Here is a 21,500-nt window from a genome sequence, read left to right as displayed (position 1 = left end):
GTGAGGAAAATCCGGCGGATACCTGCCACACCTCCCACAACAACGTCGTCTTACAGGTAACTTGGTTGTCATGGGCTTTGCCGACGACCGCGATTTGCTGCCACTTGGATCGGGATTCGACCTCGCTCGCAAGAACGGCTACGACCGCGCCCAGGTCGATGAGCACCTCGAGCGACTCGACGCCGACATCCGCATCCTCTCCGCGGATCGCGACGCCGCGGTCTCCCAGGCAGGGGATCTGTCGAAGCAGCTCGAATCGGCTCGGTCCGAGATCGAGAACCTGCGCGGTCAGGTCGAGCGGCTCGCCAAGCCACCGACCACGATGGAAGGCCTCAGCGAGCGGCTGCAGCGGATGCTGCGGCTCGCCCAGGACGAGGCGAACGACATCCGGGGCCGCGCCGAGAACGACGCGGCCCAGATCCGCGCGCGCTCCGAGTCCGAGGCGACCAATCTCCGCAAGCGCTACGAGCGGTTGATCTCCGAGGTCGACAGCCGACGCAGCGAGATGGAGACCGAACACCGCTCGCTGATGGACAAGGCCAAGGCCGAAGCGGGGCGGATCACCCGCGAGGCCGAGGAGAACCGCAAGCGCGGCGACCAGGAGGCCGAGGCCCGCCGGACCCAGGTCGAAGAAGACTTCGAGATCGCGATGGCCGCGCGCCGCAGCGAGTCCATGCGGACCCTCGCCGAGCAGGAGGCCACCAGCAAGGCCGAAGCCGAGCGCCGCGTCCGGGAAGCGACCGAAGAGGCCAACCGCCGCCTGCGAGAAGGCACCAACGAGGCGCACCGCCGGGTCCGCGAAGCCACCAGCCAGGCGAACCGCCTGGTCACCGACGCCACCGCGAAGGCGGAGCAGCTCACCCGCGAATCCACCGAGGCCGCCCAGAAGCGCGAACGGGAAAGCAAGGAAGCGGCCCGGGAACTCACCCGCGAATCCACCGAGGCAGCGCAGAAGCGCGAGCGGGAAAGCAAGGAGGCCGCGCAGAAGCGCGAACGCGAGTCCACCGAGGCCGCGCAAAAGCTCACCCGCGAGTCCACCGAGGCCGCGCAGAAGCGCGAACGCGAGAGCACCGAGGCCGCGCAGAAGCGGATCCGGGAGAGCAAGGCGGAAGCCGAGCGGCTGGTCCGCGAGGCGACGGAGAAGTCCGAGCTGATGGTCGGCGAAGCGACGGAGAAGTCCGAGCTGATGGTCCGCGAGTGCACCGAGGAGGCGACCCGCCTCATCGACGAAGCGACCCGCGAGAGCAAGCGCCTGGTCGCGACGGCCCGCGAGGACTCCCAGCGCCGCCTCCGCGCGACCACCGAGGAAGTCCAGCGCCGCCTCGCCAAGGCAGACAAGCAGGTCCACTCGCTGACGGAACTGCGCGAATCGGTCGCGAAGAAGCTCCGCGACGCTGCCGAGATGCTCGGCCAGACGACGCCCCTCCTGGAACGCCTCGCCCAGGAGGACTCCGAAGAGGACAAGCTCCAGGAAGCGGCGGCGGAAGCCCGCGAACAAGCCCGCGAGGACGCCGAAGCCGCCCTCGCCCGAGACTCCCGCGACGACGGGCCGAAGCCGGGCAACGCGACGAAGCCGGGCGGGGCCGCGAAGCCGGGCGACCAGGCGAAGCCGGGCGACCAGGCGAAGCCGGCGGCCGGGGCGACGAAGTCGCCGCAGGCCGGAGCCGCGAAGCAGGGCGAGGCGCAGCCCGCGAAGCAGGCGAAGCCGAAGGGGCAGGGCGGCAAGCCGTCGGGCGGCGGCGAAGCCGTCGACGACGGGCCGACGGAGCAGATCCGCCGGGACACGGCCCGCGGACATGACCCGCACGACGAGCCGACGCGCCGCATCCAGCTGCCGGTGCCGGACAGCAACGGCCAGCAGCGCTCCCACAGCGCCACCCGCATCGACGCCACCAACCAGCAGCGCCGCTGACCGCAGCTCCTGGCGAGCCAAGACCTTCGTGAACTGGTGGTGGCCCGCTCGCCCTCGATCACTGGTCGGACCGGTGCTGGCCCGCGGCGCGGACTTGCACCTGACACGGTGTCAGGTCCTAAACCCGGGGTGTCATGTTCAGCATTGGAGATTTCGCCAGGCACGGACGGGTGTCGGTCCGGATGTTGCGCCACTACGACGCCATCGGACTGCTCCGGCCCACCCGAGTCAACCGGTCGACCGGGCACCGGGCCTACGCGGCCGGCCAGTTGGCCCGGCTCAACCGGGTCATCGCGCTGAAGGAACTGGGTTTCAGCCTGCAACAGGTGCAGCAGATCCTCGACGAGGACTTCACCGCCGAGCAGCTGCGCGGCATGCTCCGCTTGCGGCAGGCCGAGCTCGAAAACCAGATCGCGGCCGACACCGCCCGGTTGGCGCACGTCCAGGCGCGGCTCCGGATGATCGAGACGGAGGGCATCATGCCCAGCGACGAAGTGACGATCAAGTCGATCCCGGCGGTGCGGGTGGCCGAGCTGTCCGGCACCGCGAAGACGATGGATCCACAGTCGATCGGCCCGGTGATCCGCGGCCTCTACGACGAGCTGTGCGCGGCGCTGGAACGCGCCGGGATGACACCCGTCGGCCCTGCCACCGCGTACTACGAGGACGGTGCAGACGACGAGAGCGTGATCGTGCACGCCGGGCTGCCGGTCAACGTCGAGCCGGACCCCGCCTTCGACTTCGCGGTGGTGGACCTGCCTGCGGCGGAGAAGGCGGCGACGATCGTGCACCGGGGTTCGATGGACGACTGCGTGCCCGCGTACCAGGCGCTGGCCCGCTGGATCGAGGACAGCGGGCATCGGACGCTGGGCACGAACCGGGAGGTGACGCTGGCCTGCCCGGAGGACCCGGCCGGGATGGTGACCGAGATCCAGGAGCCCATCACCACCGCCTGACGTTCTTCCTGGTCAATGCCGGTGTTCGTCATCGCCGGGGCCTTTCCGTGTCACTACGGGCAAGGATGGTTGTGGCCGTTTTCGCGGCCTGCACCAACGGAAAGGACCAAGGTCAGTGGCGGACCAGGAGTTCCCAACCGGTGATGACGACAGGCGGTCCGGCGCGTACTTCGTGCTGCCCAGCGAAACGGCCGAGCAGTTCAAGCGATCCGAAGCGGACGCCAAGAAGTCGCCTGATCGCAGCATCGAGCGGGATGCCCGACCACCGGGCAAGAACTAGCGGCCGCGAGGCGGGGCCCGGCTGTGGGCCCCGCCTCGCTCAGCCGAGCCGGGAAAGCCAGGGGCGGACGGCTTCGGCGAATGCGTCCGGCGACTCGATCGACGGCAGGTGCCCGGCACCGGGCAGCGTCACGAGTTCGCCCCCGGACAGCGCGCCCGCGAGTTCGCGCGCGTTGTCCGGCGGCGTCAGGGTGTCCTCCTCGCCGACGACCACCAGCGCCGGGTCGGTGTAGGACCGGAGGGTTTCAACACTGTCGGGGCGTCCCGCCATCGCCCGCTGCGCCCAGGCGACACCATCCGCGGGCTGGGCGTCGACCAGGTCTCGGACGCCGGCGACGACCTCTGGCCGTCGTTCGTGCGTCGTGCTTCCCAGCAGGTTCGGCAGGGTGCTATCGGCGAGCCAGCCGCCGGTGCCCTCGCGTTCCGCCCGATCCGCGACCTTCAGGCGGTTGGCGCGCTGCTCGTCGTTGTCGGCGACGGCCTTGGTGTCGACGAGCAGCAGTCCCGCGACCCGCTGCGGCGCGGCCCGCAGCACCGACATGGCGACGTAGCCGCCCATCGAGCATCCGCCCAGGACGACTTGCGGCAGCTCCAACCGGTCCAGCAGGGCCAGGATGTCGGCAGCCGCGAGGTCCAGGCTCGGGTGCTCGGCCGTGCGGCGGTTCTCCCCCGGCTCCGCCACGCTCCGCGCCGACGAACCGTCCAGCGCGCTCTCGCCGAGCCCACGCTGGTCCGGGGCGATCACCCGCAGCTGGTCGTCCAGGAGGCCCCGGACCGGATTCCACATCCGCGCGTCCAGCGGGAACGCGTGCAGCAGCACCAGCGGCGTTCCGGCTCCCGATTCGATGTAGTGCACGGGCTCCATCCTGCCGGACCACTTCGGCGAAGGCGCCTCAACAGGCCGGGCCGCCGGATGCAGGATGGGAACCTTCCTGTCACTGCCCGGCGCCGGGCTCCGCTAGAGGCCCCGGGACTGGCCCAGGTGCCGGGCGGTGCAGATGTTGACGTCCAGCAGGTATGCGCCTGGCTTGGCCGCACTGCCCGTCCGAGGTGCCGGCGTCGACGGGCTGGCCGTGCCCATGCCGGCCGTGCCAGCTGCTCAGCGTCGGCCACGGCCCTTGGTGCGAGCTCGCGCCGCGCACCTTGTCGCCCCCCTGCGCGGCCGCGCCGTTGCCGTAGGGCGGTGGCGCAACCGCTTCCACAGTGGACATCGCTACGCCATGAGCACGTTTTGTGTGACGACACCACATGTTTGGCCTAGGCGACCCGCCCTACCGTCACGAAGCGAACCCGAGGAGGTCTGCCATGCTCAGACGAATCGCAGCCGGCGCGAGCAACTTCCTGTCACCCGTCGACCGGGGCGGTCAGGAGTCGATGATGGTGACCTGGCGGGTTTCCGACGGACCGTCCCAGGTGCGCGGCAGCGGCGTCGGCACGTCCGGCGCCACGACCCGCACGATCGCGTCCAGCGCGGCCTCCGCCTTGCCGACCCACAGGTGCTTGGTGTCCGGGAAGCCGATCACCTCGGCCTGCGGGATCGCCGCGAACCGCCGGCGCGCCTCGTCCGGGCGCAGGTAGTCGTCTAACTCCGGGATCAGCGCGTGCACCGGCTTGCCCGATTCGGCCCAGGCCGCCAGGTGCTCCTCGATGCTCCAGCGCAGCGGTGGGGAGATCAGCACCGCGCCCTCGACCAGCGGATCCAGGCCGTGCACCAGCGTCAGGTCGGTGCCGAACGACCAGCCGACCAGCCACACGTTCGGCAGGTCGTGGAACTCGGCGAACTCCAGCGCCGCGGCCACGTCGAACCGCTCGCTGCTGCCGCCGTCGAAGCTGCCCTCGCTGCGCCCCGCCTCGCTGACGGTGCCGCGCGTGTTGAACCGCAGCACTGCGAGGTCGGCGAGCGCCGGCAGCCGGAACGCCGCCTTGCGGTAGATGTGGGAATCCATCATGCCGCCGTGGGTGGGCAGCGGGTGCAGGCAGATCAGCGTCGCCTGCGGCGGCCGGGACTCCGGCAGGGCCAGCTCACCGATCAGCTTCAGCCCGTCGGCCGTGTGCAGGGTGATCTGTTCGCGGCGTGCCGGCAGCATCGTGTTGGCGCGGATCTCGGTGCTCATCGCCCCGATCCTGCCACGAACGAGTGGCAGACATGGTGTGACGTGCTACGACCAGCGCCGCGTCGGCCCGCGCCGACCACGCGCGTTCCAGCATCCGTTGTGCCAGTGGCGCCGGTCAGAGACGCCGCCCTGCTCCGCTTCCGGCCAGGCCACCACGTGCGCGATGCCGGGTCTGATCTCGTGGTCGCAGCCCGGGCACCGGTATTCCTTCGTGGCCTGCGCGGCCGGCACGGTGCGCACCATCCAGTCGCCGTCCGGCCCGTGTTCGACGCGGGACATGCCGAATGCGGTGCCCATCGCACGGTGGCTGGTGTCCTGGGTCAGGCCCTTGGGGCGCTGCGGTCGGTTACGTCGAGGCACGTCCGCAACGGTAACGGCCCGGCTACGGCGCGGACGTCGGCAGGTGCGGCCAGGCCTGCCAGGCCAGCCCGCGGGCGTACTCGCACGCATCGATGCCGGTCATGCCCGGAACGGCCACGACCAGCATCGCCACCTCGACCTGACCGGCGGCCGGGTCGCCGAACGGGAGGTGCCCGGTTTCCGCGGAGCACAGCGGAACCTGCGGATCACCGCCGACGATGCTGAGCACGGTGCGCCGGTCCGCGATCGACTCCTCGACGGCGGCGCCGTGCAGGACTTTCGGCGGATCACCGGCGGTGTGCAGGAACTGGACCCGCGGCGAATCGGCCTCCTGCGCACCCCACCTGCACTGGTGCCCGGCCGGGCTCGGCTGCGGTTGCGCCTCTCCCAACCCGGGAATCTGCTGCACCACAGCGGAATCCAGCAGCATGCACGGATCCACCAAGGCGAGCGAGTTCGCCGCGAACGCCCGGTGCCCAACCCGGTGCTGTTCGAGCGCGTCGACCGCCGCGTCGGCCCCGGCCTGGGCAATCGCGCAAAGTCCGGAGGCCGGGTCGCCGACCAGCAGATCGGCGCTGACCTGAATCGCGATGTTGTCGGCGAAAAGGACCTGCCGGGTGCAGTGCCCGGGCAGCGGCGCGTCCTGCACGATCCGCAGCGGCCCGCGCTGGACGACCGGGCTGCCCTGCTGGTTCGGGACGGTGTCGGCGAGTTCCCCGGTAGCGAGCTGGATCAGCGAGCCGTCGTTCGGCTTCACGTGCAGCAGGCAGTAGTCCAGCGACACCGTGCCTGCGTTCTCGGTCTGCCCCAACCCCTGTAGCGCGACCGGATCGGCCAGCGTGCAGGGGTCCACTGTGCGCAGATCGCCCAGTTCAGCTCGGGCCGTGCCCGCATCGCTTCGCTGGCTGCCGGACTGGCTGGGCGGTGGGGTTTCCGGCGTGCACCCCGCCACCAGCAGCACCAGGAGGAGCAGCAGCGGCATGCCTCGGTGGCGGAGCAGCGACATCAACTCACCCTAACCGCGCCCGCGCCTCAACAGCCAGCGACACCGCTGCCGATGCGAGTCCGGGAGCCAGCTACTCGTCGAAGTTGCGGTTGGCGAGGTCGAGGATGCGCTCGACCGCTTGGCGCGCGTCCGGGCCGTTGGCGTGCAGGACGATCTGGTCGCCCTTGCGCGCGCCCAGGCCCATGACACCGAGCACGCTGGACGCGTCGGCTTCCTTGTCGCCCAACGAGATCGTGACGTTCGCCTGCAACCCGGTCAGGCTCCGGGCCAGCAGCGCCGCCGGCCGGGCGTGCAGGCCGACTTCGTTGGCCAACTCCAGTTCCTGGCGGACTTCCTCCTCCGCCGCCAGCGCGCCCGGTTCGGCGAGCTCGCCGCCCTCGGCAGCCGCCTCGGCGGCTCGTGCGACTCCCCGCATGTCGCCGCCGCCTTGCGCCGCGACGGCCGCGGCGACCGCGCCCTCCACCAGCGGCGCGTCGACGACGAGAGCGGTGCTCGGATCTCCCAGCGATTCCACGGCGAGTTCGGCGAGCATCTGCGCGCTGCCCAGGTCGTAGAGCACGACGGCACCGGCACCGGTGTTGGCGTCCGAGAGGGCGGCGGACACCTTCTCGAAGTCCGTGCCGATGTTGCCGTCCGGCAGTCCGCCGGCGGGCATTACCCGCACGTCGGGCGCCATCTGCCGGGCGAGTTCGACGACGCCTTCGGCGAGCCGGGCGCTGTGCGAGACGATGACCAGTCCGACATTCATGAGCGGGACCTCGTGGCTTCGGCGAATGCGGACAGCAGCAATGCGGTCGAGCGCGCGCCTGGATCGATGTGCCCGGCGCTGCGCTCGCCGAGGTACGACGCGCGTCCCTTGCGCGCCACCAACGGTTCGGTCGCCCGGGCACCCAGATGCGCGGCTTCGGCGGCGACGGCCAGCACTTTCGCGGCGCTCTCACCGGATTCCGCAGCGTTCTTGGCGGCTTCCACCGCCGGCGAGAGGGCGTCGACCATCGTCTTGTCGCCGACGGCCGCCCGGCCCCGGCCGACGACGCCTTCCATCCCGGCCCGCAGCGCCTTGGCGACCGCGCCTTGGCGCCCGCCGCGCCGTCGAGCTCCCCGGCGGCGCCGACCGCGGCCGCCGCGCGCAGGAACGCCGTGCCGTACAGCGGCCCGGACGCGCCGCCGACGGTGGAGATCAGCACGGTGGCAGCCAGCTTCAGCACCGCGCCCGGCGTCTCCGGCGCCACTGTGTCCACTTTGGAGACAACAGCGCGGAAGCCGCGGTCCATGTTCTCCCCGTGGTCGGCGTCGCCGATCGCCCGGTCCAGCTGGATCAGCTCATCGCGGTGCTCGGCGACGGTGGCCGCGCCCGCCCGCAGCGCGACGACCACATCGTGTGCAGTGCAACCCATCCCGCGTTCTCCCTCACCAGTGCAGCGCGGCAGTGTGCACCGGCGCGTCCCAAAGCTCGGTCAGCTCGTCGTCCAGCTTCAGCAGCGTCAGGCTCATGCCCTGCATCTCCAGGCTAGTGATGTACGGCCCGACCAGACGGCGCCGGACGTGGATGCCGCGCTCGGCCAGCAACCGCTCGGCGATGCCGTGCGCCAGGTAGAGCTCCAGCAGCGGGGTACCGCCCATCGAGTTGGTGAACAGCAGGACGTCGTCCCCGGAAGCGAACGGCAGGTCCTCGACGATCGGGTCCAGCAGCCGCCGGACGATGTCGTCCGCCGAGGCCAGCGGCACCCGGGCCCGGCCGGGCTCGCCGTGGATGCCGATGCCGATCTCCATTTCGTCCGCCGGGAGGTCAAAGCTCGGCTGGCCGACGTGCGGCACGGTCGGCGCGCTCACCGCCATGCCCATCGAGCGCACCTGCGACACGATCCGCTTGGCCAGCTCTTCGCACCTGTCCAGGTCCGTGCCGCGCTCGGCGGCAGCGCCGACGATCTTCTCCACCAGGACCGTGCCGCCCACGCCGCGCCGACCCGCGGTGTGCGTGGAGTCCTTCACGGCCACGTCGTCGTCGACGATCACGCTGCGGACCTCGACGCCGGCCATCCCGGCCAGCTCGGTGGCGGTCTCGAAGTTGAGCACGTCACCGGTGTAGTTCTTCACGACCAGCAGCACGCCCGCGCCGCCGTTGGTCTCGTCGATCGCCGCCTGCACCGCATCCGGGGTGGGTGAGGTGAACACCGGGCCCGGCACCGCCGCCGAAAGCATCCCCGGCCCGACGAACCCGCCGTGCAGCGGCTCGTGCCCGGAGCCGCCGCCGGAAACCACCGCGACCTTGCCGGACGCCGGGGCGTCCGCGCGCACGATCACCGCGGGATCGGTGCGGACGCGGAGCAGGTCCGGATGCGCGGCGGCCATGCCCCGCAGCGACTCGGCGACCACGTCCGCCGGATCGTTGATGATCTTCTTCACCCGCTGGCCTCCTTGCCTGCCGCACCGACGCCCGGCGCCGATCGACCAACCGTCAACTCCGCACCCAACGCCCGGTCGCGGGGTGCGAGAGCAAGGGAACCTTCCTGTCACCCACAGCGCAAGCCCAGGCGAAACGACGAGTCGATCAAGCGGAGCGGATCAGCGTCCGCGCACCAGCCGCATCAGCCGCACCACGCGCCGGACGGTGCCCTTGGCCCGGCCGAAGCTCATCGGGTTCAGCGGGATCCGGTAACGGAGCTGGGTCACCGACTGCGGCCGGGCGAACTCGCGCAGCCCGTCCGCGCCGTGGATCCGGCCGAACCCGGAGTCGCCGACCCCGCCGAACGGCAGCGACGGCACACCGGCGAAGGCGATCACGGAGTTCACCGCGACCATCCCGGTGCGCAGCTGCCGCGCCAGCTCCACTCCCCGGGCCCGCGAGAACACCGACGCCCCCAGGCCGTAACGGGAGTCGTTGGCGCGGGCCACGCCCTCGTCGGCGTCGCGAACCCGCTGCACCACGATGGTCGGCCCGAAGGTCTCCTCGGTGATCGCGGTGGAGTCCTCCGGCACGTCGGTGAGCACCACGGGTTCGACGAACGGGGGACGCACCGAATGCTCGCCGCCCACCACGGCCCGGCCGCCGCGCTCCAGCGCGTCGTCGATGTGGCCGCGGATGATGTCGACTTGGGCGGGCATCGTGATCGGGCCGAAGTTGGCGCCCGGCTCACCACCTGGACGCAGCTTCCCGGCCCGCTCGGCGATCATCTCCAAGAGCCGGTCCGCGACGGCGTCGACGACGTAGACCCGCTCCACGCCGATGCAGGTCTGCCCGGCGTTGGACATCGCGCCCCACACGGCCGCATCGGCGGCAGCGGCCAGGTCTGCGTCCGCGTCGACGATCAAGGCGTCCTTTCCGCCGCACTCCATCAGCACCGGGACCAGGTTCTCCGCGCAGGACGCCATCACCCGCTTGCCGGTGGCGGTCGAACCGGTGAAGGCGACCTTGTTCACCCCGGAGGCGCAGAGCGCCGCGCCGGTCTCGCCGAAACCGGTCACCAACTGGAAGACCGGGTGCTCGGGCACCGCCTCGGCGAAGCTGTCCGCCAACCACTGCCCGACGCCGGGGGTGAGCTCGCTGGGCTTGAAAACCACCGCGTTGCCCGCAGCCAGCGCGTAGGCGATCGAGCCCATCGGTGTGAACGCCGGGTAGTTCCACGGGCCGATCACGCCGATCACGCCGTACGGCAGGTATTCGACGGTCGCGGTCTGGTTCGCCATCAGGACGCCGGAGGAGACCTTCCGGCGGCGCAACACCTTCTCGGCGTTGCCCGCCGCCCAGTGCAGGTGGTCGATCACCAGGACCAGTTCCAGCCTGGCGTCGTCGAGCGGCTTGCCGGTCTCCGCGCAGATGACGGCCGCCAGCTCGTCGACGCGTTTGGAAAGCAGCTTCCGCCACGCGTCGAGCCACTGCTTGCGCCCGGAGAAGCCGAGCTCGACCCACCCCGGCTGGGCCTCGCGCGCCGCGTCTACCCGCGCGCCGACCTCCGCCACGTCGTGGATCGGATGGCGCCCCACGACCTCACCGGTGCGGGGGTCGATCGATTCGAACGTCGGTGACTCCTCGGTCGTCCCGTTGGGCATCTCGACGCCGCCACGGGCGGTCTGGGTCATCGTCGGCCTCCCCACCTTTACGTCGGTCGTTGTCATCGCGCAGCCTACGGAATTCGTTGGCGGACCGGGCCCGTCATGCGGCCGGCAGCTTGGCCCGCGCCTGTTTCGCCAGATTGGTCGCGTTCGCGCAGGGATCCATCGGGGTCCGGCCCATGTTCATGATCTCGATCTGCACGAACTCGCTCTCGCCCGCCGCGTTGGCGTTCTTGCGGTGCTCCCACTCGACCGCGCAGGTCGGCGGATCGGAGCTGCCTGGCACCACGAGGCCCGGCACGCCGGTGAGGTCCACCGGCGGCAGCGGGCTGCTCTCCAAGGCACCGACCCCGAAGTTGACGGTCACCAGCACGGAGTTTTCCGCCGACCATTCGCAGGAGTAGAGCCCTTCCCCACCGGCCGAATTCGCCGGGCTGCCCATCGCCGCGTCGCGGATCGCGGCCGGGTCGAGGATCTCGCACGGGTCGAACCCGGCCAAACCACCCGACGTGCGGGGGCTGACCGGCGGTTTCGTTCGCACGACGTCGACGACGTCGGTCAGGATCTGCACGGCCGGCGAACAGACGTCCGCCTGCCCGCTGCTCAGCTGGATCTCCAGTCCGCGCGGGTCGGCGAACTGCTCGGCGTCGGCGCCGGCGTACGCCACGGACGTGAAGCAGGAGCCCGAACCGTTGTCGTAGATGGCGGCGGGCAGCCCGCCGATGCGGTGCGCCCCGACGTCGGACACCTTCTCGTCGAAGTAAAGCGTGACGTTGAACGATTTGCCGTCGCGGTCCTTCATGTAGTTCGAGCAGGTCCCGAGGCCGTCCGGGGTGAATTCCGGGGCTGGTGCGCCGAATCTGCCGAGGTCGATCGCCTGCAGCGTGGCGCACACGTCCACCCCGCGCAGCCGGTCCGGCGCGAAGGCCTGGTCCAGCAGTCCGGGCTTGTTCAGCTCGAACTTCGACACCTCGACGGTCCGCCGGGCCGAGGTCGACTTGCCGTCCGCGGCGCAGCCCGCCGCTGCGAGCGTGGTGAGCGCGGTGAGCAGTGTGGCGATCAAGGTCACTGGTCGGGGCACGGCGATCACACTATCCAGCTGATCGGCCATCGTGGACGGGAACGTGCGGATCCGCCGGAACGCGGACGGCGTCCCACCCGGGGGCGCGGACGCCCGTCACGGCGGGTGTTCGCGCCTATTCCTTGGACGTCCCGGCCTCGTCGGGCACCACGATGGGGCGCAGTCGCGCCCAGGCCACGAACACCACCGCGAAAACGATCATCCCGATGCCGGCCCAGAGGTTGATGTTCACGCCGACGGACTTGTCGATCTCGGCATGTGGCTGCACGACGCCCACGATGGTGAGCACGACGCCGTATACGCCGAACAGCAGCGCGATTATCGTCCGAATGTCGAAGGCACCAGCGGTGTGCCTCGAACCCCGACTCGCCATGAGGAGACCTCCTTGTCTGCGTTCATCGTCAGGCGAAGATGATGTTGAGGGCGATGATCAGGACGAGGGCGATTCCGGCCAGCAGACCCGGCCGCCGGTACCAGCCCGCGTCCTCCCCGCTGGTCGCGGCCTGCCGGCTGGCCCGCGGCGTCAACGAGTACACCAACCCCGCCAACTCCGCCTCCGGCTTCGGACGCGTCGCCACCGACACCACCACGCTGACCACGATGTCCACCACGAACGCCACACCCGCACCCACGAAACTCGCACCCTGCCCCGGCAGGTCCAGCACCCCCGACTCCGACAGCCCGAACACCGCCACCGCCGACACCGTGCCCAGCACCAGCCCCGCCCACCCCGCATGCGGGGTCATCCGCTTCCAGAACATCCCCAGGATGAACGTCGCGAACAACGGCGCGTTGAAGAACGAGAACAACTGCTGCAGGTAATCCATCAAGTTCGAATAACCCGCCGCGATGAACGCCGTACCCACCGCCGCCAGCGTCGCCCCCACCGTCACCCGGCGACCCATCCGAGTCCCCCCCCACCCCCGCCATGAACGACGCCAGCAACCCGGCCAGGGCGATCCCCAGAATCCCGTTCGGCAGCAAATCCCGCATCAGCAACAAGATCGCATCGTTGTAATCCACACCCCCGCCACCGGTGCCACCGGACTGCTTGTACGCCGCGAGCTCCGGGATCAGCACCGCCGCGATCATCCCCGGAATGACCACGATGAACGGGATGAACATCTTCGGGAACGACCCGATGATCGGCGTCCGCTGCGCCGCCGACATGCTCTTGGACGCCATCGCCCGCTGCACCTCGACGAAGTTCGTCGTCCAGTACCCGAAGCTGAGCACGAACCCCAACCCGAACACCAGACCCAGCACGCTCAGCACACTGTTTCCGAACCCGGTCAACTCATTGCCCGGCCACGCCGACAGCTGCCCCGCACCCCCCGGACCCGCCGACACCTTCGCCACCAGACCCTGCACACCGCCGACCTTCACCAACCCCACGATCGTCAACGGCAACAACGCCGCCACGATCACGAAGAACTGCAACACCTCGTTGTAGATCGCCGCCGACAACCCACCCAACGCCGTGTACGACAACACGATCGCCGCCGCCAGCAACACCGACAACCACAACGGCCAACCCAGCAACGCATTCACGATGCTGGCCAGCAAATACAGGTTCACACCCGCGATCAGGATCTGCGCCACCGCGAAACTGATCCCGTTGACCAGATGCGCCGCCTTCCCGAACCGCCGCAACATGAACTCCGGAACACTGCGCACCTTCGAGCCGTAGTAGAACGGCATCATCACCACGCCCAAGAACAGCATGGCCGGCACCGCACCGATCCAGAAATAATGCATCGTCGGCATCCCGTACTCGGCACCATTCGCCGACATACCGATGATCTCGATCGCACCCAGATTCGCCGAGATGAACGCCAAACCCGTCACCCACGCCGGCAACGCCCGCCCCGACAGGAAAAAGTCCAGACTGGTGGAAACCGCACGCCGCGCCAAATACCCAATACCCAGCACAAAAACGAAGTACAACGCCAACAACGCAAAATCCACCGCGTTGGCATCAAGCAGCTGACCCCGGGCTAGCACCACCGTCACGCCACCTCCAGACCCAACAAACTCGAACGACAACCACCACGTTTGCGACAGCAGCCGGACAATACCGCACAGTGGGGCGCGTCACATCGAGCCGATATCATTTCGTTGGAACTCGACACTAAATCGATCAGGCGATTTCCGCCCGATGAGACGCCCCGCCGATCACCCACCGCACAAGGGAGCGCGACCCGACGCGGCCATGCGAGTGATATGCGAAAAACCGCTCCCCGCAACGGAATGTGACCGGTATCGTCACCGTTGGCACGTGCGCAGCGACGGGGGTGGAGCTGTGAACGCCCGGATCGACCTGGCGATCATCGCCGGACTCGCGGACGACCCGAACGACCAGACCGCGAACGACGCACAACCGGACCGCGGCCGAGCAGACCCATTCCTCCGGCACTTCGCCGGCCTGCTGGCCCCGCGGACGGTCGTGCGACTGCGCCCCTGCGGCAAGTCCGACCGCGGCTGACGCAGGGTTCCACTACGCGCCAACGCCTTTCAGCAGCGCGACCAGCGGCGGCGCGCTGGGAGCGGCCGCGGCGCTTCTGCGGCCACACGTGTTGTCGACGATCCAGGCCGCATTGGCCGAGCTGCCAAGACTCGGACCGTCAGCTACTACGGCGCGACCGGCGGGCTGTCCGTCGCGGTCGGACCGCTCCTCGGCGGATTGTTCGTGTGGGCAGACATCGCGGGCCTCGGATTGGGCACGGTGTTCGACGGCGTCTCCGATCAAAGCGACACGCGTCTCGGGTTCGTCGGCAAGCCACGCGAACGAGGTGAGCATGGGAACCTTCCTGTCACCCGCGGGCCGGCAACGCCCGCGGGTGGCAGGAACGGGTGGATCAGAACAGCCGGTACTCGTCCGGTTCGATGCCACGCAGCTTGTCGTAGTCCAGCACCACGCAGCGGATCCCGCGGTCCTCGGCCAGGGTCCGGGCCTGCGGCTTGATCTGCTGCGCCGCGAACACCCCGGCGACCGGCGCCAGCAGCGGATCCCGGTTCAGCAGCTCCAGGTAGCGGGTCAACTGCTCCACACCGTCGATCTCAGCAGCGGATCCCGGTTCAGCAGCTCCAGGTAGCGGGTCAACTGCTCCACACCGTCGATCTCGCCGCGCCGCTTGATCTCCACCGCCACGCTCGCACCCCCGGCGTCCCGGCACATCAGGTCCACCGGGCCGATCGCGGTCGGGTACTCGCGGCGCACCAGCGACCAACCGCGACCAAGGGTCGTGACGTGCTCGGCGAGCAGCTCCTGCAGGTGCGCCTCCACACCGTCCTTGACCAGGCCCGGCTCCACACCCAGCTCGTGCTTGGAGTCGTGCAGCACCTCCTCGACGGTGATCACCAGCTTCTCGCCGGCCTTGTTCTGCACCGTCCACACGCCGGGATCCTCGATCAGCCAGCACGGCGGGCTCATCCAGTTCAACGGCTTATCCGTGGCACTGGATGTTGTCTCTTCTGTCTCTAATCGTCTAGCCTCACGGCCATGTCGATCACCCTCGTAGATCACCAGGCGGTGGCGTCCCCGCACCGTCCGGATGGGACGCCGTACGGGGCTCTGGCTGACGTCTTGCGGCGTTTCGTGAAGCAAGTGCCCAACGGCACGCCCCTGTTGTTCGACCGTGAGGGTCGCTTCGACTGGACGCTGAACCGATTCATCCTGGAACTGCCTGAGTTGGCTCAGTATTCGGAGAAGTCGTGGTTGGCGACCGCCCGGGATATCGACGCGTGGGTGGAATTCTTGCGAAGCCGGGGCGAGAAGTCGTGGCTGGATGCGTCGCTGGCCGATGCGCGGGCGTACAAGCGGTACCGATTGTCCGGCCCGCTGGAGACACGGCTGACTGCCAAGAGTTGGAACCGGCACCTGAACTCACTGGACAAGCTCTACAACTGGGCGGTCCACGAGAAGCTGGTGGATGACGTGCCGTTCCGATACCGGACCCTGATGCTGCGCACGGAGTTCGGCCACCGCGAGGTCAAGCGGAACACGCTACGAAACCCGGATGCGTCCACTGACGACATCAAGTTTCTGTCACTGGACGACTACCTGTTCTGGCGTGATGTGGGTTTGCGTGGGCAACTCCCGGATGGCTCGGAAGACCCCAGTTGGCGTGGCGGGCGGTTCGCCTCCCGGACCGTCGCGTTCGCTGAACTGCTGGTGACGACGGGGATGCGGTTGGAAGAGGCGTCGGTGTTGCTAGTGCCAGAGCTTCCGGCACCGAAGCCGGACGAGAAGAGCGCGCGGTACCACGTTGCGGCAGCGACCGTGAAGTACAGGCGGGGCCGGTACATCCGCATTCCCCACCGAGTACTGGGGCTGATCAGGGACTACCTCGAGGTTGAGCGGGCCAACGTCGTCGCGGAAGGGGCAGCCTCGGGGCGTTACACGGATGTCCCTGGTGCGCTTGACGTTGTGGGCCGCACTCGTGCCGGACTCCGCATGGATGCGGGATCCGGCCCGCACCCGGTGTCATTCGACGATCTCGACCCACGCCAGCGCGAGCGACTGTTCCACGACGGAACATGGGGCCGGGAACCGTTGCTGCTGTGGCTGAGCAAGTCAGGAAAGCCCTGGGCCGCTCGGGACATCCAGGAGACATTCGAAACAGCCGCCGAGCGTTGCCGCGCCTTCGGCCGTGCGGACCTGTACGTCTCGCCCCACACGCTACGGCACACCTTCGCGGTGCACCAACTCTCGCACCTCATCCGTATCCAGTTCGGCAGCATCGCGATGGCGCGGCAGGAGAAGGATCGCGTCGGTTGGTCGCAATACGCCCGGATGCTGGGCGATCCACTGGACACGCTACGGCGGGCGCTTGGACACCGGCATGTGTCGTCCACCTTCATTTACCTGACCAACGTGGATGAAGCGCAGTGGCTTACCGATGAGGCTGCTGCCGCCTGGGCCAATGAGGTCGGCGCTGCCCTGGAACCCGGGGGTGCAGCGTGACCTTGGTGGGGTTCTCGGAACTGGGTCGCCTCAGCGTCGAGGTTGAGTTTCACGGCCGACAGCAGACCTTCTCCTTCGACGCGTGGCCGTTGCCTGGACTTACCCGGCAGATCGCTGCGATCTTCGCCAACGCGGTCGCCTCCGATGGCTGGGTGACCAGCATTCATGGTGCGATCGGCGTGCATCATGCGGCGCGGCAGCTCGTTCGTCACCTTCACGCCGAGGCTGCGGACGCCGAGCCCCTGCGGATCGGGTCGTTGAGGCCGGAGCACCTAGACCGGTTTGATGCCGCTCTGCATGAGCGCTACCGGGACACCGCGACCGGGTATCCGATCTTGATGCAGTGTGTGCGGATGCTGCGGGAGGCCGACCTGCGGGCGGCTGAGCAGCGGGACGACGAAGTCGACGCCGACGAACCGGTTCCACCGCTGGACGCGATCACATTGCTGCCCGAGACCCGGGATCGCCTCAGCTGGGTCTCCCGCTTCGACTGGCCCGAGAACCGGCCGTTGGACGCCTATCCGCCCGCTGTCGCCGCGCGACTGCGGGAGGCAACCGAGAAGGACATCGACGCCGTCGTCCAGCGGATCACCCTGGACGGGGCGGGGATGCTCGCTGCGGGAGGGCCGCCGATACCCGGCCACCGGCTCGCGGCGAGCGACGTGGTGTGGCTGATCAATGCCGAAGGACCGTTGCGGCGAGACGCCGTCCAGGCGCGGTTCGGCGATCAGCCGCACATCAAGGTCAGCGAGCTCAACCGGCTGGTGTTCCCCAGCGAGCGTGATCTGCTGCCCTTCCTGATCCGTCTCGGCCTGGACACGGGGATTCCCATCGAGTGCCTGAAAACCCTCCCCGCAGATTGCCTGCGCAATCCCGACCGCGCACGGGTGACGATCCGCTACCTGAAGCGCCGGGCTGGCCAGCGTTCGGCGTGGCAGACCAAGGTAGTGCGGGATGGCCACCCGCTCACGCCGGGCGGGCTGATCCGCACCGTGCTGACCTTGACGCGCCGGGCCCGTGAACTGACGGGTTCGCCGCGCCTGTGGGTGGGCGTGATCGGCTACAGCAAGCTAGGAGAACCCAGCTTCAAGGGCGGGCGTCCCATCATCCGGCGCTTCGTCCGCGATCATGATCTCCGTGACGTCGCCGCGGCAGCGGACGGCGGCGAACAGCCGTATCTGGATCTGGAGTTGCGCCGGTTGCGGAAGACTTACAAGGTCGAGCGCATCCGCGCCACGCGGGGGCGAATCCGGGACTGGGCCGATGACCACAGCGTCAGGGTCGCGGTCAACCACTACGGCAACGTGCCGGAGTTGCGTGGCGAGCACGAGGCCGCGATCGAAGCAGCACTGATCGAGGCCCGGTCGGTCAGCACAGCCAAGACCGATACAGCACCGACCGAGCCGGAGGCGGCCGTCTCTGACACACCCCCTCGTGTGGAGCCGCAGGTGGGCTCGGTGCCTGGAGTCGATCTGTGGGTCGCGACGTGTCGCGACCCCTACGACTCGCCGTTCGGGCGCAAGGGACAGCTGTGCCCGGTCAGCTTCTTCGGGTGCCTGCGCTGCTCCAACGCGACCATTCACCTTGGCAAGCTGCCCGCCCTCATGCAGTACCTCAACCACATCGTCAGCCAGCGCGAACGGATGTCGGCCGAGGAGTGGGCGGCGGTGCACCGCGACACCTACAACCGGATCGTCGTGCAGATCCTGCCGATGTTCTCCGAGGCGGACATCGCGAAAGCCCGCGTGGTCGCCGAATCCACCCAACGCCTTGTCTTCCTGCCCCCACAGCTACGCACCCTGGAGATCGCGTGACAGTCGTCAAGCCCCTCCGGTTGACCCCGTCGGCACAGGCCGCAGAGCTGCTTTCGCCGTTGGAGTCCGCGCACTTCCCGGAGGATCACCACGTGCTGGAGGGCTGGTCCCGCCGCCAGGGTGGCCCGGACCCTCGGTTCGGTGAACTGCGATGGGATCTCACGGCCGCGATCAGCACCCCGAACTTGCACCCGTGCGAACGAGTTGTGGACTTCAGGCGCATTACCGATCCGGTCCGACGGCTGACCGCGATGGAGTTCATCGCGGCCCGGCTGACCAAGCGCCACACGGCAATGAAGTTGTTGACGCCGTCGGCGGCAAACCAGATCCTGGGACTGCTGATGCGGTTCAACGTCTTCCTGGACAGTGAGTACGCCGGGTGCGCGTACTCCGAAGTGACCCAGCCGATGCTCGATGACTACCTTCGTTGGACGCGGCAAGGTCGCAAGGACGGACATCCCGGGCCTAGCGACCGGTCGTTGGCGACCTACATCCGGGTGATCAAGACCCTGTGGCTGTATCGGGACTGGCTAACCCACGACACCCTGAGCGTCGAGCCGTGGAACGGCAAGTCGTCCTTGCGGGCAGCCGGCGCCCGGATGGCGGCGGAGAACACCACCGACCGGATTCCCGAGCCCGTCATGGCCGCGCTGCTGCGCTGGGCCCTGTTTTACGTGCACACAGCCGCAGAGGACATCCTCGCCGCCCGACGCGAACACCGCGACCTCCAGTCCCACGAGGTCACTTACAAGCGGGCCGAGGCGATCGCACGGTTGCGCGCGTTCATCGCGAAGCGACGTGCCGCTGGCCGCGGCCTGCCCGGTCGGCGGCCCGACCTCCCGGGTACGCGTCCGCAGAACGGCTCCGTTCGGCGCCGGGATCAACACGTGGGCGCCGAGATCAACCTCACGCTCTTGGCGAAGCTGGCCGGCTACAACGACCGCCTGCATGACCGTGACGAGATCTTGGATGTCATCGCCGAGGGTGTCCAGGAGATCGGGCTGGAGCCCGGCGGCTACGACACCCCGATCACAGTCTGCCCCGAAACCGGCCTGCCCTGGCGGGAACCGTTGGATTCCAAGCGCATCGACCAGGAATCGAACCATCTGCTTGCCGCCTGCTATGTCGTGATCGCCTACCTGACCGGCGCCCGCGACTCGGAGGTCCAAGGACTGGAGCGTGGGTGCCACTTCACCGAGGCGACCGGGGACGGCGTGCTGGTTCGGCACAAGATCCGCGGCTGGGTCACGAAACGACGGGGCAGTGCGCCTCAACGTGCGGTGTGGGTCACGTTGCCCGATGTGGCGCGAGCGATCGATGTGCTGGAACGCCTCACCGACAAGCGGTACCTGTTCACCAGGCCCAACCGCGGCAGCGCGCTTGCGCCCGCCAGCGAGATCACCGAGATGATCAATAGGTTTGCCGAGCACGTTGTGACGCTCGCGGACCGAACCGGTCTCCCGCCTATTCCCCCGGTGACCCGGGAAGGCATCGACGGACAGACCACCACCGATGCATGGTGGTTCACCACTCGTCAGTTCCGCCGCACGCTTGCTTGGCATATTGCTCGGCAGCCGTTTGGCCTGGTCGCGGGCAAGATTCAGTACCAGCAGGCATCGGTGTCGATCTTCGAGGGCTACGCGGGTACCAGTGAGTCGGGCTTCCGCGCCGAGGTGGAGAAGGAGCGCGCTGAGGCTCAACTCGACGATATCGTTGAGCGTTACGAAGACGATCTGTGCGGTCGGCCCTTCACGGGCGGGGCGGCTGCACGGTTAAAGTCCGAGTTCGCCCGAGTCCGCGCTGAGCTGGGTGATTTCCCTGGTCGTCGCGCTGATCGGGCTCGAGTTCGGGAAATGCTGCGGGGACTGGCGCGTACCTTCCGGGTCGGTGTTCTGGCCGATTGCGCCTTCGATGATGCCAATCCGGATGCTGCGGTGTGCCTCTCGGAGAGCAATCGTGCCCGGAAGGTCAAGCGCACCCTGCCCATCTTGGATGCTTGCCAGCCGGGAAACTGTGCCAACGCCTGCCAGACCAGCCGCCACCGGCCCGCGTGGGAACGCATGGTCGCTGAGGTCGACGAGCATCTCAAGGACAAGAAGATCAACGACGTGCAGCGGGATGCTCTGCTGCGCCAACGCAAGGCGTGGCAAGGGATTCTCGACCGCCTCCAGGACGACACCAGCCAGGTGGAGGAGCCGTGAGCGTCAGCGCCGCCACCGACAAGAAAATCCGTGCCGCGATGGAACGTCTCTTCGCTGGCGAGCCCACACGCTGCGACGGCAAGCTCACCTACACCAACCTCGCCAAAGAGGCGGGCGTCGGCTACTCGACGCTGTGGAAGGCCGACGACAGCCTGCTCGCCGAGTTCAAGCGGCGGGCAGCCGGGACCGACGATCCCGCCCCGCCCGCTGTCACGGTGGTCTCCCGACTGACGAAGGAACGTGACGAGCTTGCCGCCCGAGTGTCGAAACTCGAAGCGGAGAAGGCCCAGCTCAACGCGCTCGTACGAACGCTGAAGCACGAAGTCGCAGCCTTGGCAGTGGACAACCACAGTCAGCGCGAGGAGGTCGAACGGCTCCGTGCACGAATCCGCCGGGCAGACGGCAACAACGTCCGGTCCCTCCCCACAGCCGGAAGCGGCGACAACCCCTCTTCGAGCTGACAGCGATGCCGGGCGATCGTCCGGCCCTTCAGTGGAGCACTCACCGACGTCTCCCAGAGGCCGCCTTTGCCGGCAGCAAATCCCATGTCTGAGCACCGTGTAGGTCGGCGATCCTGTCGCCTGCCAGCCTGAAGGGACCACCGGTTTGCCATGAGCATGGGACCGGGTTGCGTAACCACCAGCCCAGACGGTCCCATCAGTGGCAAACAGGTGGTCCCATGCTCCTGGCAAAACCGGCTCTGAGGTGGTCCCTTACTCCTGGCAGCCGACAATCCACACCGCCTGGCGGTGGGCGCT

Annotated in this window: 18 protein-coding genes and 3 pseudogenes; 8 read left to right on the top strand and 13 right to left on the bottom strand. The window is 68.7% G+C overall.

Translation table 11 applies throughout. The annotated features are described in order from the left end of the window. Window positions 1-70: 70 nt before the first annotated feature. The 3 genes from SSPN_RS62040 (at window position 71) to SSPN_RS56365 (ending at window position 3,148) form a co-directional block, all read left to right on the top strand. Window positions 71-1,912 (top strand): hypothetical protein, encoded by a 1,842-nt coding sequence (locus SSPN_RS62040; protein WP_010305369.1) that lies wholly within the window; start codon window positions 71-73, stop codon window positions 1,910-1,912. A gap of 134 nt (window positions 1,913-2,046) precedes the next feature. Beyond that, window positions 2,047-2,868 carry a MerR family transcriptional regulator gene (locus SSPN_RS0101110; RefSeq protein WP_010305365.1) on the top strand — a complete coding sequence of 274 codons (822 nt, stop codon included), beginning with the start codon at window positions 2,047-2,049 and terminating at the stop codon, window positions 2,866-2,868. 115 nt (window positions 2,869-2,983) lie between these two features. After that, a complete protein-coding gene (locus tag SSPN_RS56365; RefSeq protein WP_010305361.1) occupies window positions 2,984-3,148 on the top strand; it encodes a hypothetical protein in 165 nt (54 codons plus the stop codon). A 39-nt stretch (window positions 3,149-3,187) separates the two neighbouring features. Here the strand turns inward: SSPN_RS56365 and SSPN_RS0101100 are convergent, their stop codons facing one another. The 11 genes and pseudogenes from SSPN_RS0101100 to SSPN_RS41935 form a co-directional block, all read right to left on the bottom strand. After that, the gene (locus SSPN_RS0101100) at window positions 3,188-4,012 is read right to left on the bottom strand and encodes an alpha/beta fold hydrolase (protein WP_187764710.1); all 825 of its coding nucleotides are present in this window, start codon (window positions 4,010-4,012) and stop codon (window positions 3,188-3,190) included. 499 nt (window positions 4,013-4,511) lie between these two features. After that, window positions 4,512-5,261 (bottom strand): alpha/beta hydrolase, encoded by a 750-nt coding sequence (locus SSPN_RS0101095; protein WP_010305352.1) that lies wholly within the window; start codon window positions 5,259-5,261, stop codon window positions 4,512-4,514. A 45-nt stretch (window positions 5,262-5,306) separates the two neighbouring features. Next, window positions 5,307-5,621 (bottom strand): hypothetical protein, encoded by a 315-nt coding sequence (locus SSPN_RS41945; RefSeq protein WP_029534838.1) that lies wholly within the window; start codon window positions 5,619-5,621, stop codon window positions 5,307-5,309. 22 nt (window positions 5,622-5,643) lie between these two features. Then, entirely contained in the window at window positions 5,644-6,627 is a 984-nt protein-coding gene (locus SSPN_RS0101085; protein ID WP_010305345.1) for a DUF3558 domain-containing protein, read from the bottom strand. Window positions 6,628-6,697: 70 nt separating this feature from the next. After that, window positions 6,698-7,375, bottom strand: a complete 678-nt coding sequence (gene dhaM, locus SSPN_RS0101080) for a dihydroxyacetone kinase phosphoryl donor subunit DhaM (protein WP_010305342.1) — start codon at window positions 7,373-7,375, stop codon at window positions 6,698-6,700. Further along, window positions 7,372-8,024: pseudogene (gene dhaL / locus SSPN_RS41940) on the bottom strand (dihydroxyacetone kinase subunit DhaL). Before dhaL ends, dhaM begins: the two are co-directional and overlap by 4 nt. A gap of 13 nt (window positions 8,025-8,037) precedes the next feature. Continuing rightward, window positions 8,038-9,033: a dihydroxyacetone kinase subunit DhaK gene (gene dhaK / locus SSPN_RS0101070; protein ID WP_010305335.1), complete on the bottom strand. Its 996-nt coding sequence runs from the start codon at window positions 9,031-9,033 to the stop codon at window positions 8,038-8,040. 159 nt (window positions 9,034-9,192) lie between these two features. Beyond that, on the bottom strand, window positions 9,193-10,707 hold the full coding sequence (locus SSPN_RS0101065) for an aldehyde dehydrogenase family protein (protein ID WP_010305332.1): 1,515 nt from the start codon (window positions 10,705-10,707) through the stop codon (window positions 9,193-9,195). Between the two features lie 73 nt (window positions 10,708-10,780). Next, a complete protein-coding gene (locus SSPN_RS0101060; protein WP_029534837.1) occupies window positions 10,781-11,761 on the bottom strand; it encodes a DUF3558 family protein in 981 nt (326 codons plus the stop codon). Window positions 11,762-11,876: 115 nt separating this feature from the next. Beyond that, window positions 11,877-12,134: a hypothetical protein gene (locus SSPN_RS0101055; RefSeq protein ID WP_010305325.1), complete on the bottom strand. Its 258-nt coding sequence runs from the start codon at window positions 12,132-12,134 to the stop codon at window positions 11,877-11,879. Between the two features lie 28 nt (window positions 12,135-12,162). Then, a pseudogene (locus SSPN_RS41935) lies at window positions 12,163-13,765 on the bottom strand (sodium:solute symporter family protein). 298 nt (window positions 13,766-14,063) lie between these two features. Between SSPN_RS41935 and SSPN_RS0101030 the strand changes: the two are divergent. Next, window positions 14,064-14,246 (top strand): hypothetical protein, encoded by a 183-nt coding sequence (locus SSPN_RS0101030; protein ID WP_010305322.1) that lies wholly within the window; start codon window positions 14,064-14,066, stop codon window positions 14,244-14,246. Between the two features lie 12 nt (window positions 14,247-14,258). Here the strand turns inward: SSPN_RS0101030 and SSPN_RS56360 are convergent, their stop codons facing one another. Together SSPN_RS56360 and SSPN_RS41930 are read right to left on the bottom strand one after the other, a co-directional pair. After that, window positions 14,259-14,561, bottom strand: coding sequence for a hypothetical protein (locus SSPN_RS56360; RefSeq protein WP_010305319.1), 303 nt, complete (start codon window positions 14,559-14,561; stop codon window positions 14,259-14,261). 58 nt (window positions 14,562-14,619) lie between these two features. Beyond that, window positions 14,620-15,209, bottom strand: a pseudogene (locus SSPN_RS41930) (endonuclease); the annotation flags it as partial. A 150-nt stretch (window positions 15,210-15,359) separates the two neighbouring features. Here SSPN_RS41930 and SSPN_RS0101015 point away from each other — a divergent pair. The 4 genes from SSPN_RS0101015 to SSPN_RS41920 are packed head-to-tail and all read left to right on the top strand — an operon-like array spanning window position 15,360 to window position 21,203. Continuing rightward, window positions 15,360-16,727 (top strand): tyrosine-type recombinase/integrase, encoded by a 1,368-nt coding sequence (locus SSPN_RS0101015; RefSeq protein WP_049887568.1) that lies wholly within the window; start codon window positions 15,360-15,362, stop codon window positions 16,725-16,727. Then, entirely contained in the window at window positions 16,724-18,541 is a 1,818-nt protein-coding gene (locus SSPN_RS0101010; RefSeq protein WP_010305313.1) for a hypothetical protein, read from the top strand. The genes SSPN_RS0101015 and SSPN_RS0101010 overlap by 4 nt, the downstream gene beginning before the upstream one ends. Beyond that, window positions 18,538-20,742: a hypothetical protein gene (locus SSPN_RS41925; RefSeq protein WP_010305309.1), complete on the top strand. Its 2,205-nt coding sequence runs from the start codon at window positions 18,538-18,540 to the stop codon at window positions 20,740-20,742. The genes SSPN_RS0101010 and SSPN_RS41925 overlap by 4 nt, the downstream gene beginning before the upstream one ends. Beyond that, window positions 20,739-21,203, top strand: a complete 465-nt coding sequence (locus SSPN_RS41920; RefSeq protein ID WP_010305306.1) for a hypothetical protein — start codon at window positions 20,739-20,741, stop codon at window positions 21,201-21,203. Before SSPN_RS41925 ends, SSPN_RS41920 begins: the two co-directional genes overlap by 4 nt. Window positions 21,204-21,500 lie beyond the last annotated feature (297 nt).

The sequence above is a fragment of the Saccharopolyspora spinosa NRRL 18395 genome, assembly GCF_000194155.1.
Taxonomy (GTDB): Bacteria; Actinomycetota; Actinomycetes; order Mycobacteriales; family Pseudonocardiaceae; genus Saccharopolyspora; species Saccharopolyspora spinosa.
This window is presented reverse-complemented; position numbering and strand designations above follow the sequence as displayed.